The following is a 12,902-nucleotide window of genomic DNA, read 5'->3' on the forward strand; positions in this document are numbered from 1 at the left end:
CTTACGAAACGGGGCTGGCTGGCTGTCTGGCGAGTATCAGGGTGTCATACCGCCGAACCACGCCCACCCCCCCGGGCACCTCTACGCGCCGCTGCCCCCGCCACGCCGTGACCAGACGGTCGACCTGCAGGACGTGCGAGGCCGCCAGCGTGCCCGGCGGCGATCCCGCGTCGATCGCCGCCCTCCGCAACACCCTCCGCCGCACGGCGGCCGGAAGCTCCTCCAGGTCCCGTACGGCCACCGTCACCGTGCTGATATCGCTAAGAGCGCAATCCCGTACGGCGACGCGGGCGTAGACCTCCTCGGCCCAGGCGTCCAGCGCGTCGGCGTCGTCGCGGCACAGGGACGCGGTCCTGGCGAGCGCCTCGGCGACGCCGGGGCCGAGCTCGTCCTCCAGGGCGGGCAGCAGCCGCTCGCGGACCCGGACCCGGGTGTATCGGGGGTCGAGGTTGTGCGGGTCGTCCCACGGGGTCAGGCCGAGCGCCGCGCAGGCCGCCACGGTCGTCGCCCGGCCGAGCTCCAGCAGCGGCCGCCGGTAGATTCCGGCCCGCGCGGGCATCCCGGCCAGCGACCGGGTGCCGCTCCCCCTGGCCAGCCCGAGCAGCACGGTCTCCGCCTGGTCGTCCCTGGTGTGCCCGAGCAGCACGGCCGCCGCCCCGAGGCGCTCCGCCGCCTCGGACAGGGCGGCGTACCTGGCCTGCCTGGCCGCCGCCTCCGGCCCTCCCGAGGTGCCGACGGAGACGGGCAGCGCCTCGGCGAGGTCGAGCCCCAGACCGGGCGCGAGCCGCACGACGCCGCCCGCGCGCTCGCCCGAACCCTCCTGCAGGCCGTGGTCGACGCTGAGCAGGCCGGCGCGGAACCCGGCGCGGGGCGCCGTGAAACCCAGCGCGGCGGCCAGGGCCAGGGAGTCGGCGCCGCCGCTGCACGCGGCCAGCACCAGAGCGCCCGGCTCCAGGTCGCCCAGTGCGAGCCGTACGGCGCGCCGGATGTCGGCGACGGCGGGATGCGGACCCATGCCCGCCATTGTCCCGGCCTCGGACGGGACGGCGACACGACCACCCCGCTCACGGCCGGCGTGACCGGCGGGGTGAGCGCGGTCGGCGGGGCGGCCCGATTCGATCGGGCCGCCCGGCCGGACCGGTCAGCCGACGGTGCCGCTGGCCTCGGGAATGGCCGGGGTGCCGATCACCCTGGCGATCCAGCGCTCCGGCTTGGCGATCTCCGCCTGGGTGGGGAGCGTCTCCGGCGAGGTCCAGATCTTGTTGAAGCCGCCGATGCCCACCTGTCCCACGACCGTGCGGACGAAGGCCGATCCCTCGGCGTACTGCTTCATCTTGAGGTCGAGGCCGAGCAGCCTGCGGATCGTGCGGTCGAGCCGGGAACCGCCCTCGCGGCGGTGGTGGAACTTGGCGCGGATGTCGGCGACCGAGGGGACCACCGAGGGACCCACCGCGTCCATGACGTAGTCGCCGTGCCCCTCGACCAGGGTCATCACCGCGGTGAGCCGGTCGAGGATCACCTTCTGCTCGGGCGTCTGGATCGCGTCGATCAGGTTGCCCTCCCCGCCCCTGACGACGTCCGTGAACGTGCCGGCGGCCGAGCGGAGCCGCTCCAGCAGCGCGGGCAGGTCGATGTCGGAGGCGAGCAGGAAGTCGGTCGTCTGCGTGCTGACGTACTCGCGCAGCCAGGGGACGCCGGTGAACTGCACCCGGTGGGTCTCCTCGTGCAGGCAGACCCAGAGGCGGAAGTCACGCGGGTTGACGTTGAGCTCCTGCTCGGCGTGAACGATGTTGGGCGCGACCAGGGTGAGACGTCCCGTGGGCGCCTGGCCGGTCGGGTCGGGCGGCAGGAACAGCTCGTACTGCCCCAGGACGCGGGAGGCGAGGAAGGCCAGCACCGCGCCCACCTCGACCCCGGTGACGCGCGAGCCCACCGCGCTCACGATCGCCGGTGTCTGGCTCCCCCGGGCGGCCATCCGCTCGGTGAGCGGCTCCAGCACCACCCGGAAGCCGTCGACGTTGGCCTTGATCCAGCCGGGCCTGTCGACGATGGTCGCGGGTTGCGGCGCGGTCTCGGTGTCGATTCGGGTGAACTCGCGGACGTGCCCCTCGGCCTCACGCGAGAGCCGCCGTAAATCGGCGACGGCCTGCCGGGCCTCCTCTCGGCTGACTTGCGGCCCGGGGCGCACCAGGCGCGTTCCGGTCGCGACGGCAAGATCCCAGTCGATCACCTGCATACCGTCCACCGTACGTGCTCTCCCGTCGACTCGCGCACCCGGAACCCGTGATCAGCCGGCGGCGACCGCGGCGGCGAGCCTGTCGAGGGCCGCCTCGGCCTTGCCCCAGCCCGGCGGGACCCGGTCCGCCATGAAGGCGAAGGTCACCATGCGTCCGCCCCGCGTGGTGGTGATGCCCGCCAGGGTGTTGACCCCGTCGAGGGTGCCCGTCTTGGCGCGGATCAGCCCGTAGGCGGAGTGGAGCTTGTCGAACCGGTGCCCGAGGGTGCCGCTGAAGCCGGCGACCGGCATGCCGCTGATGATCGGGTGCAGGCCGGGATTGGCCGGTGAGGCCGCCGCCGCGACCAGGCGGGCGAGCGCCTCGGGGGCGATGCGGTTCTTCGGCGACAGCCCGCTGCCGTCGAACACCCGCACGCCCTTCGCCGCGCCGAGCCGGGTCAGCACCTTGCCGACGGCCGCGGCGCCGCCGTCGAAGGAGGCCGGCTCCCCCTCCTTGATCGCCACGTGCCTGGCCAGCGCCTCCGACAGGTCGTTGTCGCTGAGCGTGAGGGCCCGCTCGACCAGGGCGTAGACCGGCGCGGAGTCGACCCGGGCGAGCTCCTGCGCACCGGCCGGGGCCTTGGACCGCCTGGCGGACTTGGAGACCGTGACCCCGTACTTCGACAGCAGCGACACGAACGCGGCGTGCGCCGTGCGGGAGGGGTCGGAGACCCGCTGGTCGCTTCCCCGCGAGACCCTGCCCTCGTCGATCATGAGCGCCGTGACGGGGGCGACGCTGCCCTCGGGGACGTAACCGGGCTTCCAGGTCGCGGCGGTACGCGACCCGGTGTAGAGGGAGTCGTCGTAGGCCACCGTCACCTTGGACACGCCGGCCTCCTTGAGCGCCCTGGCGGTACGCGAGGCGAGGGTGGCGAGCGAGGCGGGCCGGGGATAGACCGGGCTCCCCGCCGTCCTGGGACTCGCCAGGGTGGGGTCGCCGCCGCCGACGAGGATGATCGAGCCGGGCGAGGAGCCCCGCACCACGCGGGTGCTCAGCCTGGTGTCGGGTCCAAGCGAGGCCATCGAGGCGACCGCGGTGACGACCTTGGTGGTGGAGGCGGGGGTGATGCCCGTGGCCGCGCCGCTGCCGAACAGCAGGGCGCCCGTCTCCGCGTCGAGGACCGCGGCGCCGACACTTCTCCCCAGGGCGGGGTCACCCAACGCCTCGGTCAGCCGCTCCGCCAAAGTACCCTTGGCGGGGAGAGGGCCGTTCCCCCCCGCGGCCAGCACCGGACCCGCGGTGATGACCGGGACGGGGGGCGGCTCGGCCGACGCGACGATCGTCTCGGGCTCACCCTCGACCAGCACATCGCTGGTGAGCAGGTGTGCCCCGGCCGCGACGACGAAGATCTGCAGCAGGACGAGAGTGACCAAGGCCACCCACCGCTCACGCCGCATTATCGTCGCCGTCCTCTCATCATCGGTATCCAAAAGGCATAAATCGCCTACGAGACATTAACGCCCAACCGGGGGTGCCCGGGGGTCTGAGTGGAGGAACCGCGGTGGAGTTCGACGTTCTCGTTGAGATTCCCAAGGGGCAACGGAACAAGTACGAGGTGGACCACGAGTCAGGCCGCATCAGGCTCGACCGCATGCTCTTCACCTCCACGCAGTACCCCGCCGACTACGGCTTCATCGAAGACACGCTCGGCGAGGACGGTGATCCACTCGACGCCCTCGTGCTGCTCCAGGAGCCGACCTTCCCCGGCTGTCTGATCAAGTGCCGGGCGGTCGGCATGTTCCGCATGACCGACGAGAAGGGCGGCGACGACAAGGTCCTGTGCGTCCCCGCCACCGATCCCCGGATGGAACACATCCGCGACATCCACCACGTGCCGGAGTTCGACCGCCTGGAGATCCAGCACTTCTTCGAGGTCTACAAGGATCTCGAGCCCGGCAAGTCGGTCGAGGGCGCCAACTGGGTCGGCAGGGTGGAGGCCGAAGAGGAGATCGTCCGCTCCATCAAGCGCGCCAAGGACGAGGTGCACGGAAAGCACTGATTCGTGACCGGATTATTACCCGGTCTTTGGCCGGTCGCCCCTTGGCCGGTCGTCTTCCGGACGGTCGTCCTTTGACCGGTCGTTCATCGGAGAATCGGTTTTCAGCCGGTCGTTCGTCGAGCGGCCGGCCTTTGACCGGTCGTCCATCGGACGGTCGTCCCTGGCCGGTCGTTCATCGGACGCCCGGTCCTTGGCCGGTCGTCACGCGGGACGGGTCGCGCCGACGAGGTCGCTGCGCCACATCGGCGCGACCCTGACCACGTCCCCCGTCTGCGGGGCGTGCACCATCAGCCCCCGGCCGATGTAGATCCCCACATGGTGGATGTCGCCGGGGTTCTGGGTGATCTGCCCGTAGAAGAGCAGGTCGCCCCGCTGGAGCTCGCTGAGCCGCACGTGCGGGCCCGCGGTCCACTGGGTGCCGGTCCAGTGGTCCATGACGACCCCGACCCGCTCCCAGGCCCGCATGGTCAGCCCCGAGCAGTCGTAGGAGGCCGGCCCGTCGGCCGCCCACACGTACGGCTTGTCGAGCTGGGTGAGCGCCCAGTCGGCGGCGATGTCGCCCCTGGCGGAACCGGCCGTCACGTTGAGCGCCCAGCGTGACGCGGGCTCTCCCGAGGCCACCGCCATCCGCGCCGCCTCGCGGCGCACGGCGGCCGCCTGATACCGAGCGCGCTCGGCGTTCTCCCTCGCGATCCTGGCCTGCTCCAGGGCCGCCTCACGCTTTTTGGCGAGCAGGTCGGCGGCGCCGCGCGCCTCTTCGGCCAGCTTCTCCAGCCGCGCCTGCTCCTCCTTGATCCGCCGGGTCTCGTCGACCTGTCTGGCGACGGCCTCCTCGGCCGCGATCTTCGCCTCCTCGGCTCTCGCCTGTGCCTCCCGTTGCACGGCGTAGGCGTCGTCCGCCTGCGCCTGGAGGATGGCGAAGACCTCCTGGGCCTCGCGTAGCTGCTTGAGCGTCTCCGCCTGCCCTCCGCCCATGTGGGCCAGGATGCTGGCCCTGCGCAGGTAGCCGTCGTCCGTGGGGCCGCCGCTGTCGGTCATCATGGCCATCATGGGCTGGGCGATGTCCAGCCCGCCGTAGTTCTGGGCGGTGATCGCGGCCACCGCCTCCCGGGCCTCCCCGACCTCGGAGCCCGCCGTCCTGGCCCGCTCGGCCGCCTGCTCGGCGAGCTTCTTGACGCGAGCCGTCTTGACCAGCTCCCCGTTGTACGACTCGACGAGCCGCTCCGCCTGGGCGACCAGCTCCTCCAGCCTGGCCTGCGCCTCGGCGACCAGGACCGTGGTCGAGCCGAGCCTCTCACCGCGCTCGCGGGCCAGCGCCCGCGCTTCGGCCACCTCATCGGCCGACGGGCCCGACACGCCGCCCGCCGCGGCGTCGCCCGGTCCCGGCCGGCCAGGAACAGCGCCGGCGGGGAGCCCCGGCCCGGCGATCAGGCAACAGGCGAGGCCCGCCACCGCGGCGGCATGACGGCGCCGTCTGACTGAATGCATGCGTCTCCCCCCGGAGTCCCCTTGAATACCGCGTGTCGCGGTCTCCCCGCGTGTCGCGGTCCCGCCGCACGACGCGGCGCGTCGCCGCCTGCCAGGCGGCGGCCTATCTCAACATTCCCGCTCGTCACTCTCCGCACACATGCCACTCACACCCCGTAGTCACCGCCCGCCACAATACCCCCGTCGGCAAGGGCCTCGGCCCCCGTATCTCACACCCGATCTCCTGTACGGCGGGTGCGCGGCGGTTTTCTCCCCGGACGTCCGTACGGCCCGCCCGGCGGAGGTCCGGGGCGGGCCGAGAGCAGGGGCCGGAGAGCAGAGAACGGAGTTCGAAGTTCGGAGAAGGCACGGGCCCGGGAACGGGGACGGGGAGGGCAAGGGGCAGAAGAGCAGGGGGCGGGGAACGGGGAGGCGGCGGCAGACCGGTGAAGCCGGTCAGATCGATCAGGCCGGTATGGCCGCCGCCCCGGAGGGGGTGGGAGACTCCGGCCGCGAGGGCGGGGCGGCGGGATTCGTACCGGTGGAGGCCTGCGGGGAACCCCCCGAGGACCGGCCCCGGCCTGGATCGCCCGGCGACCGCCCCTGACCCGCGCCGTCCGGGGTCCGCCCGTGACCCGAGCCGTTCGAGATCCGTTCCGGGCTCTGGCCACCCGGGCTCCCCCCGCGGCCCGCGCCGTCCGAGGCCCGCCCCGGACCGGCGGGGGCCGGTCGGGAATCGTCGGGGACCTGCCGCGGACCGGACCTCGGGTGACCGGGGTTCGCCCGCGGGCGTCGCGGATCGGCGTGCGACGGCCGGGGGTTCGCCCGCGGCGGCTCCGGATCGGCCCGCGGCGGTCGAGGGACCGCGCGCGGAGGCCTGTGCTCCCCTCTCGGGGGCCTCGGATTCGCCCGCGGAGGTGCCGGGTCCGCCTGTGGGGAGCCCGGATTCGCCCGCGGGGGCGTCGGGCCCACCGGCCGGTGGGTGAGCCCGCAGCGGCGGGAGGAGTGTCCGTGGTGGCCGCGGGACGGGGGGTGCCTGTCCGGCGTGCCGACCCCGGAAGATCCCGGCGACACAGGCGACACGGGCAGGGGCGGCTGGGCCGGGTTCTCCGCCGGAGCGGCCGGCCGGTCGGCCGGCCCGTCGGCCGAAGGTCCCTCACGGGCGGGATCGGCCGCTCCGTCGCCGGACGAGCCGTCACCCGGCCGCCGGGGCGAGGCCTCCGTCCAAGGACCGGCCAGGTCCGGCGTCCCCGTCTCGTCGTCCCCGAAGGCGGGTCCGGTGGCACTGACCGGCTCCGTCATCCCGAGCGAACCGATCCGCTCGACGGCCATGCCCTCCCCGACGGGTTCCAGCGGCGCGGACGTGCCGCCCCGCCGGGACTCCCCCGGTATCCGGGTGTCCGGAGGCTCCGCCACCGCCGGGAACGTACCCGAGGCGACGCCGGGACCCGCGCCTCCCGGGTCGGCCACCGACTGGGCGAGGACCAGGGCCAGCGCCGTCACCGCGGCGACCGCGGCCGCCGCGCCGGCCAGCGCGTGGGGCCGGCGGCTTCCGCGCCCCCTGCCGACGGGGAACCCAGCAGCGTCGAGGGGGCCGGCCAGGCGGGCGACGTCGCGCCGGTAGGGGACCCGCTCAGGGTCGGTGAAGTGGCTCATCACCCACTCGCGCAGCGTGGGCGGGAGCGCGACCAGGGGGAGCAGGTCGAAGACCTTGGCCGCGGAGACCTGCCTGACCCGGTGCGGGGCGCAGGTGTCGCAGCGGTTCACGTGGCGGATGACCCGCTCGCGCGCCTCCGGCGTGAGCTCACCGGTGAAGCCGGTGAGCATGCGGGCCCGGCTCGCGCAGTCGTAGGGCCCCTTGCGGACGAGGACCTCCGCGGTGACGACGTTGCGCAGACGCTCCCTCGCCGACTCGTACAGCGCACCGGCGACCTTGGGGGTGACGCCCAGGACCGCGGCGAGGTCGATGGGCCCGAAGCCGTGCCGGCAGCTCAGGTCGAGGACCTCATGGTCGTCGGCCGACAGGCTCCGGGTGGCGTTCCACGCCATCACCCGCAGGTCCGCGTCGCCTCCGGCGGCGAACACCGGGGCGGGGACCGGCGAATCGCGCCCCCCGGCGAGATGACGCCGTACGCACTCCCCCCGAGCGAGTGCGTACAGCCACGCCTCCAGCCGACGGGAGTCGGCGAGCGCGTGAACATGGGCCTCGGCGGCGATGAAGGTGCCGAGGAGCGCCGATTCCGCGGCGTCGGAGGTGGCGAGCATTGAACGGCAGTATCGGTAGACGCTTTCCGCGTATGAGTCGTAGAGATCGGCGAGGGCTCCGGGGCTCCTCGCGCACAACGCCGCGACCAGGACACTGTCAGTCATGTAATCGAAGGTAAACGCCGGGTAACCGGAAATTCCAGCGATTCGCGTACGGTGACTCCGACTGTCTTCGTCACGTCAACGATTCGAGTAAAAACCTGCCACTAATAGCAATCATAAATATCGATGAATAGCCATTTAATCGAACTAATCGTGCCTATTGGTACGCCGAGGAAGGACCGCCGGCCGTGGGCGGACGGTCACGACGAGCGGTCACGGATGAAGGGCCCAGGACCGACGGTCACGGACGAGCGGTCACGGACGGACGGCGCCCGCGAGGGGCGCCTGCCTGCCCCGGTCCTTGACGAACGGCGGCATCTTCGGCTTGACCGTGTTCAGGGGCAGCGAACCGCCGAGGGCGAGTTGCTCGAAGGGGCGGCTGCTCGACCCCCAGGTGCGCGCGGTCACCTCGGCGGAGGCGATGTCGCGGGTGTCCTCGACGCTCTTGATCTGCAGGATGAACCGGCGCTTCTGGCCCGCCTGGACGTTGTCCACGAACGTGCTCCCACCGCCGAGCAGCTTGCCCCGCTTGTCGCGCAGGAGCGCGGTGACGGCCAGGCTGCGGGCCGGTATCACGTACGGGGTGCCGACGTAGCCGGTGACGAGATAGTCGCCGTCGGCCGTGCGGTCGGTCAGCACCTCGCGAACCGGGAAGGGCTGGAAGGCCGAGACGATCCGGCCCGCCTGGTGCCAGCGCGCCGGGCGGTACGCGATGCTCACGGCGGCGGGCTTGTCCTGGGTCACCACCTGGCCGGTGAAGGGGAGCGTCCCCGCGGGGGGCACGGCGTCCAGCGGCTGTTCCAGCCGGACGACCTCCTTGCCCTCGGAGTTCTTGGCCACCACGGTGGCCACGACGTGCTCGCCGAAGTGCCACGGGTTGGTGTTGGCGAGCACTCCGGCCCAGTTCACCACGTACCCATCATCGCCCTTGATGATGGACGAGGCCTGCTCCCTGACCGCGATCGGCTGGAGCGCGGCGGCCTGCTTCGTCTCCTCCTCGTCGTCGGTGCATCCGGCGCATCCGACAAGGAGGAGGAGTGCGAGGGCGCCGACGATTCGGGTGCTGTGCGTCACCTAGCCGTGATAACCGGTGACGGCCTCCCGCCCACCTGGACACGCCGGAAACGGCCCGAGTCTTTACCTCTGCCGGACAACTCTGGCCTCATCCCATACCGGTTCGGATGATTCGTAGACCTTCCCATCCGCGCCGAAGACCAGATACCGGTCGAAGTCATCGGCGAACCAGCGGTCGTGGGTGACGGCGACCACGGTCCCGTCGAAGGCGTCCAGCCCTTCCTGGAGAGCCTCGGCGCTGGCCAGGTCGAGGTTGTCGGTCGGCTCGTCCAGCAGCAGCAGGGTGGTGCCCGACAGTTCGAGCAGCAGGATCTGCAACCGGGCCTGCTGGCCTCCGGACAGCGTCTCGAAGCGCTGCTCGGCGATGGTCCCGGCCAGCTCGTAGCGGGACAGCACCTTCATCGCCTCGTTCTTGAGCCGGGCGTGCTCGGTCATCACGATCTCGCAGGGCGTCCGGCCGATGAGCTCGGGGCGGGCGTGCGTCTGGGCGAAGTGGCCGGGGACGACCCGGGCGCCGAGCCTGGCCACGCCGGTGTGCCTGACCTCCTCTCCGGCGATCAGGCGCAGGAAGTGCGACTTGCCCGAGCCGTTGGAACCCAGCACCGCCACCCGCTCGCCGTACCAGATCTCCAGGTCGAACGGTTTCATCAGGCCGGTGAGCTCCAGCTTCTCGCAGATCACCGCCCGCTTGGCGGTCCGCCCGCCCTTGAGCCGCATGCTGATGAACTGCTCCTTGGGCGCCGCCTCCGGCGGCCCGGCCTCCTCGAACCTGCGCAGCCGGGTCTGGGCCGAGTGGTAGGCGGCGGCCATGGTGTCCATGTACTTGGCCTTCTGCTTCAGCATGAGGACCAGGCGCTTGATCTTGGCGTGCTCCTCGTCCCAGCGCTTCTTCAGCTCGTCGAGGCGCTCGTTGCGCTCCCTGCGCGCCTGCGCGTACGAGCGGAAGCCCCCGCCGTGGACCCAGATGTTGCCGGACTCGACGGTGATGATCCGGTCGGCCGCGTTGGCCAGGAGCTCCCTGTCGTGGCTGACCAGCAGCACCGTCTTGGCCGTCTCGCGCAGCGCCCGCTCCAGCCAGAGCTTGCCCGGCACGTCCAGGTAGTTGTCCGGCTCGTCGAGCAGCAGCGTCTGGTCGGGCCCCCGCAGCAGCGCCTCCAGCACCAACCGCTTCTGCTCACCGCCCGACAGCGTGTTGACCTCGCGGTACTTGCAGCCGTCGTACGGCATGCCGAGGGCGGCCATGGTGCAGGTGTCCCAGAGCACCTCGATGTCGTAGCCGCCCGCGTCGGTGTAGTCGGTGATGGCCTGCGCGTAGCGCATCTGCGCCTTCTCGTCCTCGCGCTCCATCATCACGAGCTCGGCGGCGTCGAGCCGCTCGGCCGCCTCCCGCACGCGCTGCGGGGCGACGCTGACCAGCAGGTCGTGCACGGACCTGCCGTCGCGGATGCTGCCGATGAACTGCCGCATGATGCCCAGGCCACCGGAGCTGGCGACGCTCCCGTCGACCGGCTGCAGGTCGCCCGCGATCAGCCGCATCAGGGTCGTCTTGCCCGCCCCGTTGGGCCCGACGAGTGCCGCCTTGACCCCCTCGCCGACCCGGAAGGACACGTCGTCCAGCAACGGCCGCCCATCCGGCAGGACATATGTCAGATGACCGACCTCAACATGTGCCACTGTGCTTCCCTCTTTCCAAGTCCCCGCGCAGGCTACATGCCGGTTTCAGGTCCGGCATCCCCATTCCAGCCGGTACGGCCTGGCGATCCGGTCGTCATGCCCACGGCGAGCAGACGCCCCGGTACTCGGCGGTTCGTCGCGCTGTCGCGACGATCGGGCACGTCATGAGCTCATCCTGAGCCCGGATGATGTCCGCTACCCGGGGACGTACGGGGTCACTGTCGCGGGCCGCACGATCAGGCACGCAGTCTGAGGCCGCTTCCGCGTCGATCGGTAACCGCAGTTCAGAGCCGTGTCCGTTGGATTTTCGCTGTTTGCCGCGGGACCCCTTGTCAGTCCGTCGACTCCGCCATATGGCGCAAATTTCGCGAACTATCCCTTCATGGACACAAGTAATTAAATACACCCAAGGCGCCTCATTGAGATTTTTGTCAGAAAAAGATGGTCAACCAAAATCATTATCGGTATTACTACTTTCAGTTACGGAACGCCCGACACCAGGGCAAGGCCGTACGTTTATCCATCGGTCCGAAAATGTTTAAAATGAGGTATTTATTTCGTCAGCGGCGCTGATTACTCTCCCGATCATGGGTTCTCAACGGGAGGAAAACCTTTGTCACTGAAACTGCGTCGCATCATGTCGGCGATCGCCGCGGGGGGACTCGTCGTCCTGGCGATGGCGAGTCCGGTGGCCGCATTCGCGCCGCCGTACATCGACGAACCCACCGGTCCGTACCCACTGCCGGTGGACGCCGACGTGCCCAAGCGCGGCTGCACCACGACGCTGTCCGACCCCAAGAACGCGAGCGGGAGCACCCCGGCCGTCCAGGTGATCTACGCCTGGCACGACGGCGGCGGGAACAACTACGAGACCCACGTCGAGCAGATCGCCAAGCTGGTCGACCGGATGGACCTGGAGCTGGACGAGTCCACCAACTACGACCAGCACCTGAAGCTGAGCTGCCGCACCGGCTACGACACCAGCACCTACGCCGGTTACGCCCGCGCGCTGGTGATACCGGAGAAGATCGAGGCCGGCGTGATCGGCGGCGAGACCACGATCGACAAGATCACCGATGATCTCGGCGCGGCGGGGTACGACAACGCCAACCGCAAGTACCTGGTGTTCGAGGACTTCAACGGGACCGCGACCGCCTGGTGCACGACGACCTGCGCGGCGACCGCCGACGAATGGTCCAGCGCCACCCAGCTGCACGAACTGATCCACCTCGGCGCGGACGGTTTCTACGTGGACCATCCCAAGGTCACCGAGGCCGTCGACCACCTCAGCTATCCCGACGTCATGTCCAACCCGAGATACGACTGGCAGCTGGACCATGACTTCAACAACTACTACGACCCGAGCGAGACCACGGCGACCTTCTACACCGGCAACGAGGCCGGTGACACCCGCAAGGTGAACGTCGCGGCCTGGCCCTACTTCACCACCCCCACCTGCTGCGACATCGGCTACAGCAACGACCTGCTGACCGCGCAGGAACGCACCGTCGAGGCCGACGCGCCGTACGCCACCCCGACCGGGTTCAGCGTCTCGGGCGGCGGCTGGATCCAGGTGACCCCGCCCGGCCCGACGTCACAGATCTCGGCCAAGCACTACGACGGCCGCCGGTCGCTCACCATGAACGTGCAGTCGCACGCCGCCGGCGTCGTATCGGTCACCCGCAAACCCGCGGTGACCGCCGGCCAGTCCTACAAGTTCTTCGCCAAGATGACCACCGCCACCTCCGGCAACGTGAAACTGCGCCTGTCGTGGTACAACTCGTCCAATACCCTGATCTCCACCAGTGACAGTTCGACCATCGCGCTGACCAGCACCTGGACGGAATACCGGCACAGGGCGACCGCCCCGGCCGGAGCGGCCAGCGTCCAGATCTCGGTGGTCAGCCCCGCCGGCCAGACCTTCGCCTACCAGCTCGACGCCCTCCAGCTCAACCACTGCAACAACGGCAAGACCACCGACGGCTGCCGCCTGGACACCTGGCAGTGACCTCCAGGTGACGAACTGACCCAGCGCCTCCCGGTGG

The 12,902-nt window shown here is 70.8% G+C and carries 9 protein-coding genes; 2 read left to right on the forward strand and 7 right to left on the reverse strand.

Annotated elements, in window-relative coordinates; genetic code table 11:
* Position 1 precedes the first annotated feature (1 nt).
* The 3 genes from tilS to dacB form a co-directional block, all read right to left on the reverse strand.
* Positions 2–1,015, reverse strand: coding sequence for a tRNA lysidine(34) synthetase TilS (tilS, locus tag ACTOQ3_RS29770; RefSeq protein ID WP_440086746.1), 1,014 nt, complete (start codon positions 1,013–1,015; stop codon positions 2–4).
* Between the two features lie 126 nt (positions 1,016–1,141).
* A complete protein-coding gene (locus tag ACTOQ3_RS29775; RefSeq protein WP_440086747.1) occupies positions 1,142–2,236 on the reverse strand; it encodes a zinc-dependent metalloprotease in 1,095 nt (364 codons plus the stop codon).
* A 51-nt stretch (positions 2,237–2,287) separates the two neighbouring features.
* Positions 2,288–3,655: a D-alanyl-D-alanine carboxypeptidase/D-alanyl-D-alanine endopeptidase gene (dacB, locus tag ACTOQ3_RS29780; RefSeq protein ID WP_440086748.1), complete on the reverse strand. Its 1,368-nt coding sequence runs from the start codon at positions 3,653–3,655 to the stop codon at positions 2,288–2,290.
* A 122-nt stretch (positions 3,656–3,777) separates the two neighbouring features.
* Between dacB and ACTOQ3_RS29785 the strand changes: the two genes are divergently transcribed.
* Positions 3,778–4,275 (forward strand): inorganic diphosphatase, encoded by a 498-nt coding sequence (locus tag ACTOQ3_RS29785; protein WP_329087576.1) that lies wholly within the window; start codon positions 3,778–3,780, stop codon positions 4,273–4,275.
* Between the two features lie 201 nt (positions 4,276–4,476).
* On the opposite strand, the gene ACTOQ3_RS29790 is transcribed toward ACTOQ3_RS29785, so the two are convergent.
* From ACTOQ3_RS29790 to ACTOQ3_RS29805, 4 genes are all read right to left on the reverse strand, one after another.
* Positions 4,477–5,763, reverse strand: a complete 1,287-nt coding sequence (locus ACTOQ3_RS29790) for an NlpC/P60 family protein (protein WP_440086749.1) — start codon at positions 5,761–5,763, stop codon at positions 4,477–4,479.
* A gap of 444 nt (positions 5,764–6,207) precedes the next feature.
* Entirely contained in the window at positions 6,208–8,112 is a 1,905-nt protein-coding gene (locus ACTOQ3_RS29795; protein ID WP_440086750.1) for a hypothetical protein, read from the reverse strand.
* A 252-nt stretch (positions 8,113–8,364) separates the two neighbouring features.
* Entirely contained in the window at positions 8,365–9,183 is an 819-nt protein-coding gene (locus ACTOQ3_RS29800; protein WP_440086751.1) for a hypothetical protein, read from the reverse strand.
* A gap of 63 nt (positions 9,184–9,246) precedes the next feature.
* Positions 9,247–10,857, reverse strand: a complete 1,611-nt coding sequence (locus ACTOQ3_RS29805; protein WP_440086752.1) for an ABC-F family ATP-binding cassette domain-containing protein — start codon at positions 10,855–10,857, stop codon at positions 9,247–9,249.
* A 613-nt stretch (positions 10,858–11,470) separates the two neighbouring features.
* On the opposite strand from ACTOQ3_RS29805, the gene ACTOQ3_RS29810 reads away from it, so the two are divergent.
* Positions 11,471–12,865 (forward strand): hypothetical protein, encoded by a 1,395-nt coding sequence (locus ACTOQ3_RS29810; RefSeq protein WP_440086753.1) that lies wholly within the window; start codon positions 11,471–11,473, stop codon positions 12,863–12,865.
* The last annotated feature ends 37 nt before the right edge of the window (positions 12,866–12,902 follow it).

The organism is Streptosporangium sp. LJ11, from assembly GCF_051918945.1.
GTDB lineage: Bacteria > Actinomycetota > Actinomycetes > Streptosporangiales > Streptosporangiaceae > Streptosporangium.